Here is a 22,287-nt window from a genome sequence, read left to right on the forward strand (position 1 = left end):
TTTTCACATTATAAAGGATCTGCCGGTTAACCAGAACAAAAAACAACAGCAGATACCCCGGCGGCAACGGTTTTTTCAGTGGTGAAGCGCAGTGATAGCTGAAAATATGGCGATGTTAAAAATTGTTCTATTTAACATCGGGGATGTTTTTTTGTGAGGAGAGACACATTTTTAACGGCAGGAAGCTGGCAGGATTAACAGTAACAAACAAATAATCACTTAATTTAACAGTGGAGGCGTAACGTGCCAGCTGAAAACATCTGTGTCATCGGGTTAGGTTCTATGGGTATGGGCGCCGCGAAATCCTGTCTGCGCGCCGGGCTCAATACCTGGGGTGTCGATTTGAATCCCGCCGCGCTGGAGAGTTTACGCCAGGCTGGCGCGCGTGATGCGCAGTCATCCGCCTCAGGGTTTGCAGACCAGCTCGATGCCGTTTTGCTGCTGGTGGTCAATGCGCAGCAGGTGAACGCCATTCTGTTCGGTGAAGAAGGCCTGGCTGCAAAACTGCGCCCAGGCACGGTGGTCATGGTCTCATCCACGCTGTCTGCGCAGGATGCGCAGCAGATTGAACAGCGGCTCGCCGAACACCAGCTGCTGATGCTGGATGCCCCGGTTTCCGGCGGTGCTGCCAAAGCGGCCAGCGGTGAGATGACAGTGATGGCCTCAGGCAGTGACGCGGTCTTTGCACAACTGCAACCGGTGCTGGATGCCGTCGCGGCCAAAGTGTATCGCGTGGGCAGTGAGATCGGCCTGGGTTCCACCGTCAAAATTATTCATCAGCTGCTGGCGGGTGTTCACATCGCGGTGGGCGCTGAAGCGATGGCGCTGGCGGCGCGGGCTGGTATCCCGCTGGAAACCATGTATGAAGTGGTCACCAATGCGGCGGGCAATTCGTGGATGTTCGAAAACCGCATGCGGCATGTGGTAGACGGCGACTACAGCCCGAAATCGGCGGTCGATATCTTTGTGAAAGACCTCAACCTGGTGGCCGATACCGCGAAGTCGCTGCACTTCCCGCTGCCGCTGGCCTCGACTGCCCTTAACATGTTCACCGAAGCCAGCAACGCCGGTTATGGCCGTGAAGATGACAGTGCCGTGATTAAGATCTTCAGCGGCATCACGCTGCCTCAGGCCGGGGAGAAACTCTGATGCGTCTTGGTGTCATAGCGGACGATTTTACCGGTGCGACTGACATCGCCAGTTTTCTGGTGCAGAACGGGCTGACCACCATTCAGTTCAACGGCATTCCTGACAGCGAGGAAATCACAGAGGCGCAGGCGATTGTGGTCAGCCTGAAGAGCCGCTCCTGTCCTGCAGACCAGGCGGTTGCTCAGTCGCTGGCTGCGCTGGCATGGCTGCAGAAGCAGGGCTGTGAGCGCTTCTACTTCAAATATTGTTCCACCTTCGACAGCAGCGCGCAGGGCAATATCGGTCCGGTAACCGACGCCCTGCTGCAGGCGCTGGGTGAAACGCAGACGGTGATCTGTCCGGCGCTGCCGGTGAATGGCCGCACTGTTTATCAGGGCTACCTGTTTGTCGGCGATCAGCTGCTGTCAGAGTCTGGTATGCGGCATCACCCGGTCACACCGATGCACGACAGCAACCTGCTGCGGCTGATGACATCACAGGCGAGGGGCAAAGCCGGACTGATCGCGGCGGCACAGGTCGATCAGGGCGCTGAGTCAGTTCGGCAGGCGCTGGGTCAGCTGGCGGCGCAGGGGATCAACTACGTCGTGACCGACGCCCTGCATCAGGAACATCTGTTAACGCTGGGCGCGGCGCTGAGCGAGATGCGGCTGGTTACCGGCGGTTCCGGGCTGGCCATCGGTCTGGCACGGCAGTGGGCGACGGCTGAGAGTGATGCAAAAGCGGAGCAGGCAGGCCGTCCGCAGGGCGATCGCGCCGTGGTGCTTTCCGGTTCCTGTTCACAGATGACCAATCGTCAGGTCGCCGCGTACCGCCAGCTGGCACCGGCCTGCGAAGTTGAGACTGAACGCTGTCTGGAAGACGCCGGGGCTTATGCCCGGCAGTTATGCGACTGGGTGGAAGCGAACAGCGATCAGGCGCTGGCACCCCTGCTTTTTGCCACCGCTGACGCGCAACACTTGCAGGCGATTCAACAGCGCTATGGTGCGGAGCGCAGCAGTGAAGCCGTTGAGCAGCTGTTCGCCATGGTCACCCGTGAGCTGAAGGAGCGGGGCTGGCAGCGCTTTATTGTGGCGGGCGGGGAGACCTCCGGCGTGGTCGCGCAGAGCCTGGGTGTGACGGCCTTTCACATCGGTCCGACGATTTCGCCCGGCGTGCCCTGGGTGCGCGACATTCATCAGCCGCTCTCTCTGGCACTGAAATCGGGCAATTTTGGCGATGAAGATTTCTTCCGCCGCGCGCAAACGGAGTTTACTGATGTCTGAATCTTTCTCTTTAACGGAACAGCAGGCGCGTGACGAGATGGTGCGTCTTGGCGCATCGTTTTTTCAGCGCGGCTATGCCACCGGCTCGGCGGGCAACCTCTCAATGTTGCTGGAGGATGGCAATCTGCTGGCGACACCCACCGGTTCATGCCTGGGTGAATTGCAGGGTGACCGGCTGGCAAAAGTCACGCCTGACGGCGAATGGCTCTCCGGTGATAAACCCTCCAAAGAGATTGCGTTTCACCGCGCGCTCTATCTGAATAATCCCGACTGCAGGGCGGTGGTGCATCTGCATAGCCACTACCTGACGGCGCTCTCCTGCTTACAGGGGCTGGACACGGACAACTGCATTCGTCCGTTTACTCCCTATGTGGTGATGCGTGTCGGTGATGTGCCGGTCGTGCCTTACTACAAGCCGGGTGATGGGCGACTGGCCGAGGATCTGGCGGCGCTGGCTCCACGTTATCGTGCCTTTCTGCTGGCGAATCATGGCCCGGTGGTGGTGGGGAAATCGTTGCAGGAAGCGGCAGACAATACTGAAGAGCTGGAAGAGACCGCCCGGCTCATCTTTACCTTAGGCGACCGCCCGATCCGTTATCTCAATGATGCCGAAGTGGCAGAATTAAGGAGCCGATAATGCCGAAGTTTGCTGCTAACCTTTCGACGCAATTTACTGAATTGCCGTTTGCTGAACGCTTCGCTGCAGCGGCGGAAGCCGGTTTCACCGCCGTCGAATTTCTGTTTCCTTATGACTATCCCGCCACGCAGATCAAGCAGTGGCTCGATGATAACCAGCTGCAACTGGTGCTGTTCAATACCGCACCCGGCAACGTCGCAGCGGGTGAGTGGGGCGTTTCGGCCATCCCCGGACGGGAAGCGGAAGCAAAGGCGGATATCGATCGCGCCCTGAGCTATGCGCTGGCGCTGAACTGCCCGCAGGTGCACATCATGGCGGCGACGGTGCCGCCCGACGCTGATCGTCAGCGCTACGTTGAGACCTTTATCAGCAATATGCGTTATGCCGCTGAGCGCTTTGCGCCGCACGGCATCATCCTGCTGATTGAGGCGCTTAATCCCACAACCAAACCCAACTATCTTTATGCCAGCCAGTATCAGACGCTGGAGATGGTCGAACAGATCGATCGACCCAATGTCTTCACTCAGCTCGACCTGTTCCATGCGCAACGGGTGGATGGCAACCTCAGCCATCTGATTCGCCACTATGCCGGACGCTATCGGCACGTGCAGATTGCTTCGGCACCGGATCGTCATGAACCGGATGAGGGTGAAATCAACTACCCCTATCTCTATTCACTGCTGGATGAGGTCGGCTATTCCGGCTGGGTGGGCTGCGAATATATCCCGCGCGGCAGCACTACCGCTGGTCTTGGCTGGTTTGCGCCTTGGGCGAGAAAAACCTGATTTAACGGGCTAAAAAAACCGGTGTTTCGGCACCGGTTGAGATTTTTTCGTCCTTTTTCTGACCCTGCACCTGTTTATTATGTACGCCGATACTCAAAAAAATATAACAATTTCTGAGGTTTACTATGTCCACCGCACTGCTGTTAGCCATAGCGACCGCCAGCATCGTGATCCTGCTGCTGCTGGTCATCAAAGCCAAAGTTCATCCCTTTGTCGCCCTGTTAATTGTCAGTCTGCTGGTGGCTATCGCGACCGGCATTCCGGCTGAAAAAATCATGGAAACCATTATCACCGGGATGGGCGGCCTGCTCGGTCACATCACCATCATCATCGTGCTTGGTGCCATGCTCGGGGCGATTATTGAAGCCTCGGGCGGCGCTGAATCGCTGGCGCAACGCTTCAGTAAAACGCTGGGGCTGAAGCGTACCGTTGCGGCATTGACCATGGCGGCCTTTATCCTCGGCATCCCGGTATTTTTTGAAGTTGGCTTTATCATTGTTATTCCGCTGATTTATGGCTTTACCAAAGTGGCGCGGGTCTCGCCGCTGAAGTTTGGCCTGCCGATGGCGGGCGTGATGCTGACAGTGCACGTGGCGCTGCCGACCCATCCGGGCGCAGCGGCGGCAGCCGGGATCCTGCACACCGACATGGGATGGCTGATGATACTGGGGATCGCGATTTCCGTGCCGGTCGGGATCATCGGCTATTACGTGGCGAAAGTCATGAATCGTCACCATTACCATCTTTCAGTGGAGGTGCTGGAACAGTTGCAGATGGCGAAGCCGGAGGGACAGGAAAAGAAAAATGAACCGGCCCCGCCGGGCGCGCTGACCATCAGCGGTCTGATTGTGGTTCCGATTGTATTGATCGTGCTGGGAACGCTGTCCCACACACTGCTGGCTGAAGGAAGCCTGCTGCGTAACGTCATGACCGTGATTGGCACGCCGCCGATTGCCCTGTTGATTGCTTTAGGTCTGGCGGCCTGGCTGCTGGGCGTGCGGCGTGGCTGGAGCAAAGATAAGCTGGAAGATCTGACCGGCCGGGCCATTCCCACCTCAGCCAGCGTGATTCTGGTGGCCGGGGCTGGCGGGGCATTCGGCAAAGTACTGGTGGAGTCGGGCGTGGGTAAAGCGCTGGCGGTCACGCTCGAAACGCTGCATCTGCCGCTGGTGCCAGCGGCATTTATCCTGTCGCTGGCGCTGCGTGCATCACAGGGTTCCGCCACGGTGGCGATCCTGACCACCAGCGGTTTGCTGACCCAGGCGGTGACCGGCGTGACGGATATGCAAAGGGTACTGGTCACCCTGGCGGCCTGTTTTGGTGGTCTGGGATTGTCGCATGTCAATGATGCAGGATTCTGGGTAGTGACCCGTTATCTGGGACTTTCGGTGGCCGACGGTTTACGCACCTGGACGGTGCTGACAACCCTAATGGGGCTGAGCGGTTTTGCGCTGACCTGGCTGGCGTGGACCGTGCTCTGATTAAGCAGCATCAGAAAGTCTGACCCGGCAGGCGATACCGGGTCAGACTCTTAGTGCTTCAGGAGACCAGCTCCTGGGCATACAGATAAAGCGCTTTAAGCTGTGCGAGTTTTTCTGCATCCGCTTCATGCAGATTCGCCAGACCTTCCAGTTCCTGCATAAACGCCTGCACCCGATCGGCATTAAGCACGTCACGACGATGCTGCAACCAGCGTTGCTGCTCGGCATCATCCAGCGTGCCGGGGAAGTTACGCGCCCGGTAGCGGAACAGCAGTTTCGCTACCCGCGCACTCTCAAAGCTCAGGTCCAGCGCAGGCAGATTCGCGGGCGCGGTCTGGCGGATAATATTCATCCCCGCCCGATCGGCATCACTGAAGAAGCCATCATAGAGTTGCGTGTCCACATCATCTGACGGCGTAAACGGCTCCGCTTCGGCAAATAGCGTGACCAGTTTTTCCCGCACGTCGGGCTGCTGACGCAGCAGCGCCAGATTCGCCAGGCAGTGCTGACGATCAATATTCAGCCGGGCCGCATCTTCCGGGCGCAGCGTACTGGCAGGGGCCAGCACTGGACACTTATTGATATGCACCAGTTTAACCGGCACCGGTGGCATATCGCCGAGATCGTTTTTCGGCGTGTAAAGACGCTCACGCAGCGTGTCGGCATCCAGTTGCAGCAGCGGCGACATATCCCCCGCCAGATCGACCACGATCAGCGCATTGCGGTTATCGGGATGCCACGCAAGCGGTACGATCCAGCTGGTGTTACCGCGTGCAGCGCCGAACATGCCGGAGACATGGACCAGCGGTTTCATCTGCGGGATGTCGATCAGGTTTATCAGCTTGTTTTTGTTACGATGGGTAAACAAAAACTCAAACAGTTTCGGCTGCTTCTCTTTTACCAGTTTCGCCATCGCCAGCGTGGCGTAAACATCGGACATCGCATCGTGCGCATTTTCATGGGACACGCCGTTCGCTTTGGTCAGATGCTCCAGCCGGAAGCTGGGAAAGCCTTCTTCATTTTCCGGCCAGTTGATCCCTTCGGGCCGCAATGCATAGCAGGCACGCATCACGTCGAGCAGGTCCCAGCGTGAGTTGCCGTTTTGCCAGGCCCAGCCGTAAGGGTCATAAAAGTTGCGATAGAAGATATTGCGCGTCACTTCATCATCGAAACGCACGTTGTTGTAGCCCACCACACAGGTTTGCTCTTTGGTGAACAGCGCATGGATCCGTTCAGCGAACTCTGCTTCGATCACGCCGCGACTCATCGCTATCTGCGGGGTAATGCCGGTAATCATCACCGCTTCGGGCTGTGGCAGATAGTCATCAGGCGGACGGCAGTAGAATACTTCGGGTTCGCCGACCGGATTAAACTCACTGTCGGTGCGCAGGCCGGCAAACTGGGCTGGCCGATCACGAGAGGGGCTGGTGCCGAAGGTCTCGTAATCGTGGAAGAGGAAAGTGGGCTGTACGCGGTCGTTATTCAAATTTCATATCCGTTCATTGCGTTCACTGACTTAATGAACAGAAAGCGATAAAACGGCTTTCTGTTCGCTCTGTATCCCTGTGCGCAGGCAGAATTTAGCTCTGATCATTATGTCTGATGCGTGCTGACTGCGGGTTCAGCCGTACAGAGCCATTATAGCGGTTCCGGACAGCGGCTGACGCCATCCCTGTATGGTAAACCATATTCCGGTACGTCTGAAACTTCTGATGCTGGTGGGCTGGGCGTGCGTATTCGGCACCCGTGCGCGGGCTTTACCTTCGTATTGTTTGCGCCGTAGATGGGGGTTACTGGTCAATGTCTTTACCAGCGCAATTCTGGCCAATGTTTTGCCGCTGCAGGCATACATTGTGCATTGAACCAAAATCCTGACGGTTCGCGCTCCAGTCCAGATTTAACGCGTTAGTGATGAGCGGTTGACCAATAAATACTGAGGTCAAAATAGGCGTAATCTGCCTGAAAGGATTATATTTGACTCTCTTTGAATAGAAGTGGCTAAAGGAATTAGATTAGAAGAACAAGCCTTCGTGGCAGCATGTAATATTATGGGTGAGTCTGTCTGGAAAATTATGCCAATCGGAGAATTAGTTAAACTGGAGATAATTGCTAAATTTATTCTGACGCTTTCAGTGCATCGCGATCATCTGGCGGCCAGCATCGCTCTTTACGTACTGCTGCAGCTGTAAAAACTCCACAACGATACAGGCTCATTACCGCGCCAATTTCAGTAGACGGCAAGTTCTTCCGCAAGGACGCAATGCTACTTTCATATTTCGCCCCGCGTTAAAAAACACTATATAGAATAATTAATTCAGGTTAATATTGCCCTGAGCACTGGGGCATGAAAGAGAGAGACGTTATGGATAATGTGGACTTAAGCAAACTTAGTGAAAATGAACGGGTTTATATTGAACGTCTGTCAGAAGGTGAGGGCTTGACTATATCTGAAACTTTAAAACGCCTCCTCAGGGTTTTTAAGGGCGTTCTGATATTCATTCTTCTTTTGGCCGCAGTTGGAATCTATGAGTTTGTCCGTTCCGAAAATGGTAGCTTTTACACATATCTTTCAATTTACTTTTTTACGGTGATGGTTTTTTGTTATATGGCCCCAGTGAGGCTGGGGGCCAAAGTATTTTATTACAGGCTAATATAATTATTATTTTTGGTCATAAATATTCTTCAGAGTCATCGCATCCCCTAGCGCCTCCAGAGCTAATGAAGGCGCTCCGACTGTTTTTACATTCCTGATAAAATTTGATGGCAGATAGCGATAAAGTCGCCATGCGTCTGGTTTAAGAACCATCCTTGCTAAACCATATCCTGAAAGGGATAAGTCAGCGATACTGTAAGCAATGCGGCCTACAGTAGGGCTGAAACCGAGGAATTCGGTAGTTGCTGCATAGCCGCCACGTAAGAAACCCTCTGTATCGCTGCGATTCTCACTTATGTTTATATAGCTTTCGTATATATTGTTGATTCCATGCGAGACTATCATTGCTCCCGCAAAAGTACCTATTAAATTTCCGCTGAACAATGACGCGATCCCTATAGTTGCCCCTGCTATAATTTGTGCGGAGCCAATAATTACGCCAACGGCATTGAAAACATAACCCCATCCGTCAAGATGATTAGTTACCAGTTGAGCAGAGACAACTATTTTAGCTGCGCCTGTCCAGAGAGCAGCATCCTGCTGATGAAGGGATTTTTTTTCTTCCTGTAAATTATACAGACAAAGCTTGCATTCACGTTCATCAGTTGCTTTCTTAATTCCCTTAATCTGCGCCTCGATAAAACGTTCTACTTCGTTATTAAAATTAATGTGAGATATAAGATTCTTAAGGTGCTGAGAGGAGAGTCTGCGTGCAGTCATCCTCAGATAGTGATCAGCGTCATTTGCCTGAAGCAGGTAATAACTGTTAAATCTTTTCTTGTCCAGATAGTTATCCATAACATCAACTCCTATAAGTCACCGTGATTTAGTGCCGTCTACGTTTTACTACAAAGTAAAGAGTCGCCAAAATTAAAAATTATCGAATTTGTATAAACTGGCGTATTCAGGTCAGATAGTGGGATAATGATACGTTTACGCCACTAATGAATTTTTAAAACCTCGTTAAGGCGGGGCTTTATTGTTTTATGCCCTTTTCAAATTTACAAGCGGTCTGATCCCGTATGCAGAACGCAACTGTAAATGCTATCGGTATACTACGGACTCATAATCCAGTCCGTGCAGAAGCAGAGGCGGCAAACCCTGTACGGTAGTATTTACGTTGTGGTGAATGCGCATGTTACTCTCCGGTCCTTCCATGACATAAAACCTGCTCTTCATCTTCTCTTACGCCGCCAGCTGACGACGGTAAGCCGACAACCACGCTTATCTGAGACCAGCCCGGTTCATACTTTTTTTCAATTTATTCAAACCTTCCCAACGCTTTTGCCGTAAAACGTGCGGCTGTTTCCGTTTCGTTTTTAGAAATTTTCTCTCCCGTGCAATTAAGGATGAAGTGTTGAAAAGGCGTCTGCTGTTCACCGTTACCGTTACTGTTTTCTGGGCCTCGCTGGCACAGGCTGATGCGATCCCCTTTCCTGTGACGCCTCCGGCGATTGATGCCGCTTCCTGGGTGCTGATGGATGCCACCACCGGGCAGGTGCTGACTGCGGGCAATCCCGATGAACGCCGTAACCCCGCAAGTCTGACCAAACTGATGACGGGTTATGTGGTCGATCGCGCCATCGACCAGAAAAAAATCAGCCGTGACGACATGGTCACGGTCGGAAAAGATGCCTGGGGGGCAGGTAATCCGGTGTTCAAAGGCTCCTCGCTGATGTTCCTGAAGCCAGGCGATAAGCTGAGCGTCCGGGATTTAAGCCGTGGCGTCATCATCGATTCCGGTAACGACGCCTGCGTTGCGCTGGCTGATTATGTGGCGGGCAGCGAAGCGAACTTCGTCGGCATGATGAATCACTACGTTGAGAAACTCGGCCTGCAGAACACCCATTTTGAAACCGTGCATGGCCTGGATGCGCCGGGTCAGTTCTCCAGCGCGCTGGATATGGCGAAGCTGTCACGCGCCATTATTGACGGTGAGCCTGACTTTTATGCCATGTACAGTGAAAAGACCCTGACCTGGAACGGCATCACTCAGAACAACCGCAATGGTCTGCTGTGGGACAATAATCTCCACGTTGATGGGCTGAAAACCGGTCACACTGAGACCGCAGGCTTCAACATCATCGCCTCGAATGTGGTGGGCAAGCATCGCCTGATCGCCGTCGTCATGGGCGGTAAAAGCCCGAAAGGCCGCGAAGAGCAGGCGCGTAAACTGCTGGTCTGGGGCCAGAACACCTTTGATACCGTTCAGCTGTTCCATGCCGGTAAGAAAATTGGCAGCGAAAACGTCTGGTACGGCAATCCTCATGAGGTGGATGTGGGTACCGCAGAAGATGTTTATCTGTCGCTGCCGCGCTGTGAAGTGCAGAACGTGAAAGCGAAGTACGTGATCGATCGCAAAGATCTGGAAGCCCCGCTGAAAGCCAATGAGGTCATCGGTGAGATTCAGGTGATGGATAAAGATCAGCAGATTGCCCATTATCCGCTGGTGGCGCTGAGTGCGGTTGAACCCGCAGGTGTTATTACCCGCCTGACGGATTATCTCAAGCAGAAGTTCTGATTAGCCGATTGTCAGCACTAAAACGGGTAGCCTGCGGGCTGCCCGTTTTCACGTTGATGCCCTGTGACTGCGTGTCGATAAAAGTTACAAATCCGTGGTCAGTTGTTTTTAACTTCCGGGCAGGTATGTGAGACGGATGTTGATAATTGTAAGCGAACGTCAAAACTGTTTGAAATATCCCGCCCGCGCTAAGCCTGAGCCGGGTTCAGGGTTAAGATAGCCTCATTATGTTCCCGCAACCGGAAAGTCACTTTGCGTCCTGATAAGCCCATATCAAAACTTGAGTTCTGGTTTTATCGCCATTACCGCTCCGTCCACGGCGTGCGCATCGCCATCGCCTTCATACTCTGCTTTATCTTTGTCCGGGCGACCGATATCCCGGAAGGCACCTGGCCGCTGATTACGCTGGTGGTGGTGATGGGGCCGATCTCCACCTGGGGGAATGTCTTTCCGCGCGCGCTGCAACGCATCAGCGGCACGGTGGCGGGATCAATTTCCGGTCTGATTGCCCTGAAGCTGGAGTTGATCTCGATGCCGATAATGCTGCTCTGGTGCGGCATCATCATGGTGATCAGCGGCTACCTGACCCTGGGCAAACATCCCTACATGGCGCTGTTGATCGGGATTACACTGAGCGTCGTGGTGGGTGCGCCAACCGGCGATTTCACCATGGCACTCTGGCGCGGCGGTGATGTGATTCTGGGATCGCTGATGGCGCTGCTGTTTACCGCGATCTGGGCGCAGCGTGCGTATACCCACTGGCGCATTCAGCTCTCTGACGCGCTGGCGGAAATGGCGAAGATCTATCACGCCGGTTTCTCGCCCAACCTGGTTGAAAAGCCGCGTCTCAACAAGCCGCTGAGCAAATTGCTGAGCAGCGTGATTAAGATGCGTGCGCTGCTGGAGCCGTCGAGCAAAGAGACGCGCATCCCGAAATCGGTGCTTGAAGCCATTCAGACCATTAACCGTAATATGGTTAACACCATTGAGATGCAGATTAATGCCTGGTGGGCATCGCGTGAAAGCCATCTGATTATGCTTAATGCGCCCGCACTTCGCCGCACCCAGCAGATGACCGAGAACACGCTGCGGGCGCTGTCGGTGATGGCGATTGAGGGGGAAACGGAAGAGGTGATCGCCAACAGCCATGAGCTGACCGAAATCAGCGGCGAACTGCGGCGGCTGATCGCCGACGCGGGCAGCGATGGTCTGGAAGAGACGCCAATCTACGGCTATGTCTGGCTGACGCTGGAACTGGCGAAACAGCTGGAGCGGATGACCGATCTGATGCGAATGGCGCTGCGCAAATAATCACCTCAGACAATGACTTAATGTAAAACCGGGTTTCTTTGCGCTAAGATAAGAGCCAGTCTGAATTTAGCTGTGAAAATTGCTTACCTGGCGGGCTAGCCGCTAAGCTGATCGTTTTGACTCTCTCCCTGCGTCAGCAGGCTCAAAGTAAGGTGCCATCATGGAAAATGCCAAGCAGTCATTTCAGGACGTACTGGAGTTCGTGCGTATGTTCCGCCGCAAAAACAAACTGCAGCGTGAAATTGTCGACAACGAGAAGAAAATTCGCGACAACCAGAAGCGCGTTCTGCTGCTCGACAACCTGAGCGAATATATCAAACCGGGCATGAGCGTTGAGGCTATTCAGGAAATCATCGCCAGCATGCGTGTGGATTATGAAGACCGCGTGGATGAGTACATCATCAAAAACGCCGACCTGTCTAAAGAGCGTCGCGAGCTGTCTAAAAAGATCAAAGCGATGGGCGTGGGCGAACACCCGAAAGCGTAAGGGCATATAGCCGAGCGCTAAGGCGACTTACCTCCCATGCGAACCCGCTTCCACTCTGGTGGAGCGGGTTTTTTATTGCCCGCGCCAGCGCGGTGTTATTTGCCCGCCAGCCTGCGGGCAATCCCCTGTAATTGCTGTGACAGCGCCACTAAATCGACCTGTTTATCAGCGGGCGGGGCGGTGGTCTCGCGGATCACCAGCAGGGTTTCCAGCGCGATGTGGGAAGCCTCTTCACCCTGAAGTCGGGCCAGCATCCGCTCGACGCTCTGTGCGCCAAGAAAGTGCAAATCCTGCCGCACCGTGGTCAGCGGCGGCTGATACCACGCGCTCTCGGCGGTATCATCATAACCAATCACCGAGATCTCGCCCGGAATGGCCACGCCATACTGATGCAGCGCCCGCATCGCACCCAGCGCCATCTGATCGTTCGCCACCAGCAGCGCCTGCGGCAGGTCGTCGGGTAGCTGCGCCAGCAGCGCCTGGTAACCCGACTGCGCGCTCCAGTCGCCGCGCAGGGAACAGTGCGGCGTTAACTGATGATCGACCAGCGCCTGACGCCATGCGTTTTCACGCTGGCGGGCGGACACCGAGCGCTGCGGCCCGTTTAACAGGCCAATCTGACGATGGCCCAGCGCCACCAGATGGTCCACGGCGGCTTGCGCGCCAGACTCATTCGGGTACTGACACTGCGCCACCGGGGCCTGAGGCTCGACATCCAGAAACAGCACTGGCTTGCTGCCACACAGCAACTGGATCTGTTGCGCCTCATCCGCATCCAGCGGGAGGTTAATCAGTAGCCCGTCGACCCGCTGTGCCAGCAGTTCATTGACGGTAGCGGCCGCATCGTTACCGCTGTCCATGGCAATCACCAGATGATAGCCCGCCCTCGCAGCACGCTGCTGAATCGCCGAGGCGATCTGCGCGGGTGCCATCAGCGCCAGATCGCTGGTAGCGAGACCCAGCGTGCGCGTCGCCTTGCCCGCCAGCTGCTGCGCCACACGATTAGGCACATAATTGAGCTGCTGCATCGCCGCCTCAACCCTTTCCCGCGTGCGGGCGGACACCTGTTCAGAACGATTTAAAACACGTGAAACGGTTTGATATGAGACGCCGGCAAGTTGAGCGACATCATCGAGGGTCACGGAGCGGGAAGTCATTGAACTCTCCAAATATGAAGCGACGAGTGTAGCAAATTTTCCTGCTGCGCTGCTGCTGCCGACCACACTTTTACCATCACGCCGCCGGGGGCCATTGCCGCACCCGGTCAGCGCAGTCGGCCGTTATTAACGCTGTTGCAGATAGACCTGCAGATTCACATCCACTGCGTTCAGCAACGGCGTAGCGAGGCCATTTCGTTTTGCCCGCAGCAGCAAATCGCCTATCACCTGATCAGCTTCGATATCAGAGCCCTGGGTAAGATCGCGATACATGGAGGAGGTCATTGGCGTCGCCGGATTGTTTAACAGCTCAAAAATGCGGGCGGTGACCGCCGGGCGCGGCTGATAGCCTTCGGCAGTGATGACAGACAGAATTTCCGCAAATATCCCCTGTAACAGCGCTTCGCCGCCGCGCGAGGTGAGGATCTGCTGGGTGTTGCCGCGCGCCAGACAGCAGACTGCGCCGAGCGTGCTCAGCAGCAGCCACTTCTCCCACAGCTCATCCATGATGTTATCGCTGAAAAGGGTATCAACCTGACAGTCGCGCAGTGCCGCATCAACCCGCTGCAGCCGCGCGTCGTTGTTGCCGTCCAGCGCACCGTATAAGAGCTGATGCAGCGGCGTCATCTGGATCACTTCGCCATCGTCGCCCAGGGTGGCGTTGATTTTGCACAGGCCGCCAATCACCTGATCTTTGCCGAAACGCTGTTGCAGCGTCGCGATGTGCCGCATTCCGTTGAGAATCGGCATAATTAGCGTGTCCGGGCCGACTGCAGGCGCAATGTCATCCATCACCTGATCAAGCGCAAAGCTCTTCACCGTCACGATGATCAAGTCATAGTGGCCCGTCAGCGTGCTCGCCTGGGTCAGCTGCGGCTGTAACTTTTCCGAGCCCTTTGGCGTCTGCAACACCAGACCATGGGTCTGCAACTGCTGATAACGCCGCTCACGGACCAGAAAAGTCACATCCTGACCCGCCTGAGCCAGTCGTGCACCAAAATATCCGCCAGTCGCGCCGGCACCTGCCATCAGAATGCGCATCCCACTCTCCCTCTGCTGAAAACCTCTACATTAAAACGCCGTGACCGGGCTTACCAGCCTTAGGCTCGGTTGAAGCGCATCGGGGAGCATGAAATAGCAGGCCGGGAAAGCGTGAGCAGGGCGTTGATGATGCTGAGGAATCAGATTTTCCTGTTCAGATGACCGAAAGGGAGTGGGGCATTACAGACGGGTGATGCCCAGCGCGGCGGCCTGCTGTTCCCACGCCAGAACGCCCTGATAATCGTCCCGCTGTACCGGGCTGAATCCGTCGATCAGATTGTCGTCGCAAACGGCGCGAAAGGCGGATTTACTCACCAGCTGATGCAGCGCCGTGCGTAGCGTCTCCAGCCGGGTCCCTGACGTTGAGGCTGCCGTGATCAGCGGTAATCCGGGTGCGGCTGGCGTCTCACCGATAATATGCAGGCCGCGCAGTTCTTCAGGCGCATAGCGCGTCAGCAGCGCCCAGCTGACGCAGTCGATCGCTGCGATATCCGCCTGTGAATCACGCAGTGCCGCCAGCGACTGACGGTGCCCGCCGCTCAGCAACAGCTTCGAAAACGTCACGCCCTGAAGCGCCGCTGCCAGGCGCAGCGCGTTATAGCCGGAGTGAGAATCCAGGCTGTTAGCCACGGCCCGCTGACCGTTAAAATCGGCGAGCGTTGCCTGTTTATCCCGCGCCACCAGCCAGCTGCGATAGTTACGATCAATGCAGCCCGGTGCCCGATAGTGAAATGCGCCGACCAGTTGCACTGCAGGCAACTGACTAACCAGCGGATAGCCGCAGGTCTGGCTCAGCACCAGCCGGTCATCCTGCCAGTGTGCCAGCAGATCGTCAGGCCAGACCGGCTGCGTGGCGATGTCGTGCTGCGCCAGCAGTGCACCCAGTGCCTGCATCAGTGCTCGCGTGGCGGGCGGGTGAATCGCATACATCGGCAAGGCGAGCAGGTTATTCATGCATTTTCTCCGCTGATCGTCCCGGATGGGCATTGACCCCGACCGGTCTGGCCCAGAACTGACGCAGCCAGACCCGATAGCCCGCCACGCGAAAGCCATGATTGCGCTGGTAGTAATGATCGCGGTCGCGCAGATAGAGACGGCGCAGGCCATACCAGGGGACGCCGGGGAGATCGTGATGCACTGAATGGTAGTTCAGATTCAGGAATAGCATGCGCCACGGCCACGACGCTTCATTATTCACCGACCGTGCCAGCGGATCGTCCGCCGCACGATGCTCATAGAAGGATCGCACTTTGGTCAGCGCCAGCGCCGGGTAACTGACCGCCAGCAGATACCACAGCGGCGAAAATCCCTGCCGCGCCATCCAGAAAAACAGCAGTGCCAGCAGCGTTCCGTGCAGCAGCCACATCGCAATCGCGGATCGATCGCCACGGCGCAGTACCTGCAACATTCCGCCCAGGGTTGCCACCACATCCAGCAGCGGGCCGATCAGCAACCGCCCCGGAAAAGTGTTACGCAGATGAACCAGGTGCTGCTGCCAGCGCGGTAACGTCGCCCAGCGAGCAGCGGAGAGGTAGTAGGTTTCCGGATCCTCATCCGGTTCGGTCAGGGTATGATTACGATGATGAGCCAGATGAGAATCGCGATAGAGTCCATAGGGATACCATACCGCCAGCGGCAGGGTGCCAAATAGCTGATTCACCCGCGGCCAGCGCGTGGGATGGCCATGGATCAGCTCATGCTGCAGCGACATATACCAGCTAGTGAAGACGATCAGCAGCAGAGTGGTGGCCAGCCGCCCCAGCGTCTGCACGTTCAGCATCACCGAAAACCAGCCGCCATAGATCGCACCCATTAGCAGCCAGGTCGGCAGTTCGCTGCGCCAGAGCCAGCTGCGTGCGCGCGCTTTAAGCCAGGCGCGCTGCTGTAAAGAGAGATAACCGGTGTGCATGATTCACCTGACAGCGGAAGCGGGAATCTGAACAGTGAAAGAAAGGGCGGGCAAAGGCAAAGTGGATAATCTGCTTTGCTATGTCGAAATTCCTGAATATGGCGCTGAAAGATATTGACTATCAGTGGCGGCTCCAGGGGCGTAACCTTTCTCTATCAAAAATCGCCTTGCATCCACGGGCGTTTACCGCCTGTCAGGAGAAATACAGATGAAAAATATTGGCTTCTTATCCTTTGGTCACTGGACGCCTTCGTCACAGTCCGCCACCCGCACAGCACAGGATGTATTACTGCAATCGATCGACTTAGCGGTCGCCGCCGAAGAGCTGGGCGCAGATGGTGCTTATTTCCGCGTCCACCATTTTGCCCGCCAGCTAAGCTCGCCGTTTCCGCTGCTGGCTGCCGTTGCAGCGCGCACCAAAACGATTGAGATCGGCACCGGTGTTATCGACATGCGCTACGAAAACCCGCTCTATATGGTGGAAGACGCCAGTTCAGCCGATCTGATCTCCAACGGTCGTCTGCAGCTGGGTCTGAGCCGCGGTTCACCGGAGCAGGTGATCGATGGCTGGCGCTATTTTGGCTTTGAACCGAAAGCGGGTGAAAGCGATGCGGATATGGGCCGTCGTCACACCGAAGAGTTTCTGGAAGTGCTGCGTGGGGAAGGCTTTGCCAAACCGAATCCACAGCCGATGTTCCCGAATCCGCCGGGCCTGCTGCGCCCTGAGCCGCTCTCGGAAGGCCTGCGTGACCGTATCTGGTGGGGCTCCGGCTCCAACGCCACCGCAGAATGGGCAGCAAAAATGGGCATGAATCTGCAAAGTTCAACCCTGAAGGATGATGAAACCGGCGAGCCGTTCCACATTCAGCAGGCGAAACAGATTCGCGCTTACCGCGAGGCCTGGAAAGCGGCGGGGCATCAGCATGCGCCACGCGTCTCCGTCAGTCGTAGCATCTTTGCGCTGGTGAATGATATGGACCGCGCCTACTTTGGCCGCAGCGGCAACGACCAGGATTCCGTCGGCTTCCTCGATGAGAAAACCCGCGCCATCTTTGGCCGCAGCTATGCCGCAGAGCCAGAGGCGTTGATCAAACAGCTGGCGCAGGATGAGGCGATTGCTGAAGCGGACACGCTGCTGCTCACCGTGCCTAACCAGCTCGGCGTCGCCTACAACGCACATGTGATCGAGGCGATTCTGAAGTATGTCGCCCCGGAACTCGGCTGGCGTTAAGTTACACAGCGCCCTGGATAACAGGGCGTCAGTTGATTGTCCGGACGCGCAGAGGATGTGCGTTCAGGGCAATATCCCCGGTAAATGCCCTTCATTCCCTCGTTTTCTTCTGCTTTATCTCTCTGAATTTAACGTTTCCGAGCCATTTCTGGCCTGACGGGGCACTGCACGTAATCCTTTTTCAACGCCCGCAATTCTCTGGCTTAGTGACTTTTAATTTTTCTGGTCACCTGCTTCGCCAGCAGATTCCGATGTCCATTCAGAGTCAGCCGCCTCTCTGGCTTTGCCTGAATTCCATTAATTCACTCTTTATCCGCCTCCTTCATCAACGGAGAGTCTCTTTCCGTTATTGGTGACTATTGACAGTATTGGTCACATGATAAGAGAATGGCGACACTCTCCTGCTAACTGTTGAAGGTAATCTATGCTCAGGTTCATTCCTGCCACTCTGGTTGTTTGTCTGATGCCCGTGGTGCTGGTGGGCTGTCGGGACAACTCGCCCACAGAGGATCCGCGCACCCAGCCGCCACTGGTCAGGGTAACGAAGGTCATCAGCGCCACCGAGGGCAGCCGTGCCTTCAGCGGTGTCGTGGTCGCCCGGGTTCAGAGTGAACTCGGTTTTCGGGTCTCGGGCAAAATCCTCGAAAGGCTGGTGGACAGCGGTCAGCGTGTGAAGCGTGGTCAGCCGCTGATGCGGCTTGACCCGGTCGATCTGCGGCTGCAGGCCCAGGCAGAGCAGCAGTCTGTTGCCGCCGCGCAGGCACGCGTCAGACAGACCAGCGCCGATCAGGCGCGTTACCGCACGCTGGTGGCAACCGGCGCAGTTTCCGTGTCGGCATACGATCAGATTCGGGCCGCTGCAGCCACCGCCCAGGCTGAGCTGAAAGCGGCGCAGGCGCAGGCCAGTGTGGCCGGTAACGCCAGCGGGTATGCACTGTTACTGGCGGATGACGACGGTGTGGTGATGGCAACGCTGGCGGAGCCGGGGCAGGTGGTGAGTGCGGGCGAGGCCGTCATCCGACTGGCCAGAGCCGGACAGCGTGAGGCGAGCGTTCAGCTGCCGGAGACGCTTCGTCCCGCAGTGGGCAGCGAGGCGCAGGCAACGCTCTATGGTGCAGGCAGTGCGCCGGTTTCAGCCCGACTGCGGCAACTGGCTGATGTGGCCGATCCGATGACGCGCACCTATGAGGCGAGATATGTGCTGGAGGGCGCACTGGCGAGCGCCCCGCTGGGTGCCACCGTCACGCTCTCGCTGACGAATAAACCGACGCAATCGCTGCTGCAGGTGCCGCTGGCTGCAGTCTACGATGCCGGTAAAGGACCTGGCGTCTGGGATATTACCGGCCACCCCGCCACCGTTGCCTGGCGGCCGGTCACGGTGATCGCGATCACTGACGAGGCGGCCACCGTGGCGGGGCAGATTAATGCAGGCGATCGGATAGTGGCGCTGGGCGCACATCTGCTGCAGCAGGGGGAGCGCGTGCGGCCCGACGACGCTGCCCCTGCAGGGAGTCAGCCATGAGTCACGGACGCTTTAATCTGTCAGCACTGGCCGTGCGCGAACGCGCCATCACGCTGTTTCTGATCATCCTGATTACCGTGGCGGGCGTACTGTCATTTTTCGAACTGGGACGGGCAGAAGATCCGCCGTTCACCGTAAAACAGATGACGATTATCTCCGCGTGGCCGGGTGCGACGGCGCAGGAGATGCAGGATCAGGTGGCCGAACCGCTGGAGAAGCGGCTTCAGGAGCTGAGATGGTATGACCGCAGCGAAACCTATACGCGTCCCGGCCTGGCCTTCACGCTGCTCTCCCTGCAGGACAAAACGCCGCCCTCCCAGGTTCAGGAGGAGTTTTACCAGGCACGTAAGAAGCTGGGCGATGAGAGCAGCAACCTGCCCGCCGGGGTCATCGGACCGATGATCAACGACGAGTTCTCCGACGTGACCTTTGCGCTGCTGGCGCTGAAGGCAAAAGGGGAACCGCAGCGCCTGCTGGTGCGTGAGGCGGAATCGCTGCGTCAGCGACTGCTGCATCTGCAAGGTGTGAAAAAGGTCAATATTATCGGTGAGCAGAGTGAGCGCATCTATGTGTCGTTTTCACACGATCGGCTGGCGACGCTCGGCATCACTCCGCAGACGATTTTTGCTGCGCTGAACGATCAGAATGTCCTGACGCCCGCGGGCTCGATTGATACCCGGGGGCCGCAGGTCTTTATCCGGCTTGATGGCGCGTTCGATAAGCTGGAAAAAATTCGTGAGACGCCGATTGTCGCGCAGGGCAGAAGCCTGAAGCTGGCGGATGTGGCTACGGTGACACGAGGATATGAAGATCCCGCCACGTTTATGGTGCGTAATCAGGGCGAACCGGCGCTGCTGCTCGGTATCGTGATGCGTGATGGCTGGAACGGTCTGGAGCTAGGTAAGGCACTGGCCGCTGAAACGGTCGGTATTAACCAGGCGATGCCGCTGGGAATGTCGCTGACTCAGGTCACCGATCAGTCTGTCAATATCCGCTCAGCCGTTGATGAATTTATGATTAAGTTCGTCGTGGCGTTACTGGTGGTGATGGTGGTCTGCTTTGTCAGCATGGGCTGGCGTGTTGGGGTAGTCGTGGCGGCGGCCGTTCCACTCACTCTGGCGGTAGTGTTTGTGGTTATGGAGGCGTCCGGTAAAAACTTTGACCGCATCACCCTGGGATCCCTGATTCTGGCGCTGGGCCTGCTGGTGGATGACGCCATTATCGCCATTGAGATGATGGTTGTGAAAATGGAGGAGGGCTACGATCGCATTAAGGCGTCGGCTTATGCCTGGAGTCATACGGCGGCACCGATGCTTGCGGGCACTCTGGTCACTGCCGTGGGATTTATGCCCAATGGCTTTGCACAGTCCACGGCGGGTGAGTACACCAGCAATATGTTCTGGATAGTCGGCATCGCCCTCATCGCCTCCTGGATCGTGGCGGTGGTGTTCACCCCTTATCTCGGCGTAAAGCTGCTGCCTGCCATTAAAACGGTGGAAGGCGGTCACGCAGCCATCTATAACACGCGTCACTACAATCGCTTTCGCCAGTTGCTGACTCGCGTTATTGCCCGTAAAGGCTGGGTGGCAGGCGTGGTGATTGTGCTGTTCATCATCGCTGTGCTCGGTATGGCGCTGGTAAAAAAACAGTTTTTCCCGACCTCAGACCGGCCGGAAGTGCTGGTTGAAGTTCAGCTCCCCTACGGCAGCGCCATTGAACAGACCCGGGCTGCGGCTGAAAAGGTTGAAACCTGGCTTAAACAGCAGCGTGAGGCAAAAGTCGTCACCACCTATATCGGTCAGGGGCCACCGCGTTTTTATCTGGCGATGGCGCCAGAACTGCCTGATCCAGCCTTTGCCAAGCTGGTGGTACTGACTGACAGTCAGGATGCGCGCGATGCCCTGAAAGCACAGCTACGCGCTGCAATCGCCAGCGGTCTGGTGCCTGAAGCGCAGGTTCGCGTGACGCAGCTGGTGTTTGGTCCATATTCACCTTATCCGGTGGCGTGGCGGGTGATGGGGCCCGATCCGGCACGCCTGCGTGTGATTGCTAATCAGGTGGAAACGGTACTGCGGGCCAGCCCGATGATGAGGACGGTGAACACCGACTGGGGCGCGCCCGTGCCGACACTGCATTTCTCGCTGGACCAGAACCGATTGCAGGCGGTGGGGCTGACCTCCACTGAGGTCGCCCGGCAATTACAGTTTCTGCTGACGGGCGTGCCTGTCACCACCGTGCGGGAAGATATCCGCGCGGTCCAGGTCGTGGGGCGTGCCGCCGGAGAAATCCGGCTTGATCCGGCTAAAATTGCCGACTTCACGCTGGCAGGTGCTGCGGGTCAGCGTATCCCGCTGTCCCAAATTGGTGATGTGCAGGTAAAAATGGAAGATCCTCTGCTGAGGCGGCGCGACCGTACACCCACCATTACCGTCCGGGGTGATATCGCCGATTCCCTGCAGCCGCCGGATGTCTCCACGGCGCTGAATAAAACCCTGCAACCGATCATCACGACGCTGCCGGCGGGCTACCGCATTGAACTGGCCGGTTCGATAGAGGAGTCCGGTAAAGCGACACAGGCGATGGCACCGCTATTCCCAATCATGATAGCGATCACCCTGCTGATCATCATTCTGCAGGTGCGCTCTCTGTCGGCAATGGTGATGGTCTTTCTCACCGCACCTCTCGGGCTGATTGGTGTTGTGCCGACGCTGCTGCTGTTCGGTCAGCCGTTTGGTATCAATGCGCTGGTCGGGCTGATTGCCCTGTCGGGCATCCTGATGCGTAACACGCTGATCCTGATAGGGCAGATCCACCATAACGAACAGGAGGGGCTGGCACCTTTTGCTGCGGTGGTAGAAGCAACCGTGCAGCGCGCCCGGCCGGTGCTGCTGACGGCAATGGCGGCAATTCTGGCGTTTATTCCCCTGACCCACTCGGTGTTCTGGGGAACGCTGGCTTACACCCTGATCGGCGGTACGCTGGGCGGCACCCTGATCACGCTGGTGTTCCTGCCAGCGATGTATGCGATCTGGTTCCGCATTCGTCTGCCGGACAGCAAAACGGCAGTTGTGAAACCGGCGCCGTCGGAATAGTCTCAGGGTGACGGTTGCCGCTTCGCTGCTTTTTTTAAGCACAGCGGCG

General features: G+C 56.7%; 19 protein-coding genes. 13 read left to right on the forward strand and 6 right to left on the reverse strand.

Features of this window, described 5'->3' with window-relative positions; translation table 11 throughout:
* Nucleotides 1-243 precede the first annotated feature (243 nt).
* The 5 genes from ltnD (at nt 244) to AC2LB6_RS11940 (ending at nt 5,314) form a co-directional block, all read left to right on the forward strand.
* Entirely contained in the window at nt 244-1,149 is a 906-nt protein-coding gene (gene ltnD, locus AC2LB6_RS11920) for an L-threonate dehydrogenase (protein ID WP_490093660.1), read from the forward strand.
* On the forward strand, nt 1,149-2,411 hold the full coding sequence (otnK, locus tag AC2LB6_RS11925) for a 3-oxo-tetronate kinase (protein WP_490093661.1): 1,263 nt from the start codon (nt 1,149-1,151) through the stop codon (nt 2,409-2,411). The genes ltnD and otnK overlap by 1 nt, the downstream gene beginning before the upstream one ends.
* Nucleotides 2,404-3,048, forward strand: coding sequence for a 3-oxo-tetronate 4-phosphate decarboxylase (gene otnC / locus AC2LB6_RS11930; RefSeq protein WP_022625000.1), 645 nt, complete (start codon nt 2,404-2,406; stop codon nt 3,046-3,048). Before otnK ends, otnC begins: the two co-directional genes overlap by 8 nt.
* Nucleotides 3,048-3,833 carry an HPr family phosphocarrier protein gene (locus tag AC2LB6_RS11935; RefSeq protein WP_039389460.1) on the forward strand — a complete coding sequence of 262 codons (786 nt, stop codon included), beginning with the start codon at nt 3,048-3,050 and terminating at the stop codon, nt 3,831-3,833. The genes otnC and AC2LB6_RS11935 overlap by 1 nt, the downstream gene beginning before the upstream one ends.
* Nucleotides 3,834-3,958: 125 nt before the next feature.
* Complete coding sequence (locus AC2LB6_RS11940) at nt 3,959-5,314, forward strand: GntP family transporter (protein ID WP_490093662.1); 1,356 nt, start codon at nt 3,959-3,961, stop codon at nt 5,312-5,314.
* A 58-nt stretch (nt 5,315-5,372) separates the two neighbouring features.
* Here AC2LB6_RS11940 and sbcB read toward each other — a convergent pair whose 3' ends face one another.
* The gene (gene sbcB, locus AC2LB6_RS11945) at nt 5,373-6,800 is read right to left on the reverse strand and encodes an exodeoxyribonuclease I (RefSeq protein WP_490093663.1); all 1,428 of its coding nucleotides are present in this window, start codon (nt 6,798-6,800) and stop codon (nt 5,373-5,375) included.
* Nucleotides 6,801-7,308: 508 nt separating this feature from the next.
* On the opposite strand from sbcB, the gene AC2LB6_RS11950 reads away from it, so the two are divergent.
* Both AC2LB6_RS11950 and AC2LB6_RS11955 read left to right on the forward strand, forming a co-directional pair.
* On the forward strand, nt 7,309-7,503 hold the full coding sequence (locus AC2LB6_RS11950; RefSeq protein WP_152551357.1) for a hypothetical protein: 195 nt from the start codon (nt 7,309-7,311) through the stop codon (nt 7,501-7,503).
* 155 nt (nt 7,504-7,658) lie between these two features.
* Nucleotides 7,659-7,970: a hypothetical protein gene (locus AC2LB6_RS11955; RefSeq protein WP_490093664.1), complete on the forward strand. Its 312-nt coding sequence runs from the start codon at nt 7,659-7,661 to the stop codon at nt 7,968-7,970.
* Nucleotides 7,971-7,973: 3 nt separating this feature from the next.
* Here AC2LB6_RS11955 and AC2LB6_RS11960 read toward each other — a convergent pair whose 3' ends face one another.
* Nucleotides 7,974-8,765, reverse strand: a complete 792-nt coding sequence (locus AC2LB6_RS11960; RefSeq protein ID WP_490093665.1) for a DUF4225 domain-containing protein — start codon at nt 8,763-8,765, stop codon at nt 7,974-7,976.
* 559 nt (nt 8,766-9,324) lie between these two features.
* On the opposite strand from AC2LB6_RS11960, the gene dacD reads away from it, so the two are divergent.
* From dacD to tmaR, 3 genes are all read left to right on the forward strand, one after another.
* Complete coding sequence (gene dacD, locus AC2LB6_RS11965; protein ID WP_490093666.1) at nt 9,325-10,488, forward strand: serine-type D-Ala-D-Ala carboxypeptidase DacD; 1,164 nt, start codon at nt 9,325-9,327, stop codon at nt 10,486-10,488.
* 252 nt (nt 10,489-10,740) lie between these two features.
* Nucleotides 10,741-11,799 (forward strand): FUSC family protein, encoded by a 1,059-nt coding sequence (locus AC2LB6_RS11970; protein WP_490093667.1) that lies wholly within the window; start codon nt 10,741-10,743, stop codon nt 11,797-11,799.
* 160 nt (nt 11,800-11,959) lie between these two features.
* Nucleotides 11,960-12,286, forward strand: a complete 327-nt coding sequence (gene tmaR / locus AC2LB6_RS11975; RefSeq protein WP_004571340.1) for a PTS system regulator TmaR — start codon at nt 11,960-11,962, stop codon at nt 12,284-12,286.
* Between the two features lie 95 nt (nt 12,287-12,381).
* On the opposite strand, the gene AC2LB6_RS11980 is transcribed toward tmaR, so the two are convergent.
* From AC2LB6_RS11980 to AC2LB6_RS11995, 4 genes are all read right to left on the reverse strand, one after another.
* Nucleotides 12,382-13,443: a LacI family DNA-binding transcriptional regulator gene (locus AC2LB6_RS11980; protein WP_490093668.1), complete on the reverse strand. Its 1,062-nt coding sequence runs from the start codon at nt 13,441-13,443 to the stop codon at nt 12,382-12,384.
* A 126-nt stretch (nt 13,444-13,569) separates the two neighbouring features.
* Nucleotides 13,570-14,484 (reverse strand): ketopantoate reductase family protein, encoded by a 915-nt coding sequence (locus AC2LB6_RS11985; protein ID WP_490093669.1) that lies wholly within the window; start codon nt 14,482-14,484, stop codon nt 13,570-13,572.
* Between the two features lie 180 nt (nt 14,485-14,664).
* Complete coding sequence (locus AC2LB6_RS11990) at nt 14,665-15,438, reverse strand: phosphate/phosphite/phosphonate ABC transporter substrate-binding protein (protein ID WP_490093670.1); 774 nt, start codon at nt 15,436-15,438, stop codon at nt 14,665-14,667.
* A complete protein-coding gene (locus AC2LB6_RS11995; protein WP_490093671.1) occupies nt 15,431-16,393 on the reverse strand; it encodes a fatty acid desaturase in 963 nt (320 codons plus the stop codon). The genes AC2LB6_RS11990 and AC2LB6_RS11995 overlap by 8 nt, the downstream gene beginning before the upstream one ends.
* 208 nt (nt 16,394-16,601) lie before the next feature.
* On the opposite strand from AC2LB6_RS11995, the gene AC2LB6_RS12000 reads away from it, so the two are divergent.
* From AC2LB6_RS12000 to AC2LB6_RS12010, 3 genes are all read left to right on the forward strand, one after another.
* Complete coding sequence (locus AC2LB6_RS12000) at nt 16,602-17,624, forward strand: LLM class flavin-dependent oxidoreductase (protein WP_136198062.1); 1,023 nt, start codon at nt 16,602-16,604, stop codon at nt 17,622-17,624.
* Nucleotides 17,625-18,048: 424 nt separating this feature from the next.
* Nucleotides 18,049-19,146: an efflux RND transporter periplasmic adaptor subunit gene (locus AC2LB6_RS12005; protein WP_490093672.1), complete on the forward strand. Its 1,098-nt coding sequence runs from the start codon at nt 18,049-18,051 to the stop codon at nt 19,144-19,146.
* Nucleotides 19,143-22,238, forward strand: a complete 3,096-nt coding sequence (locus AC2LB6_RS12010) for an efflux RND transporter permease subunit (RefSeq protein ID WP_490093673.1) — start codon at nt 19,143-19,145, stop codon at nt 22,236-22,238. The genes AC2LB6_RS12005 and AC2LB6_RS12010 overlap by 4 nt, the downstream gene beginning before the upstream one ends.
* The last annotated feature ends 49 nt before the right edge of the window (nt 22,239-22,287 follow it).

It is taken from the genome of Pantoea sp. RCC30.1, from assembly GCF_058148845.1.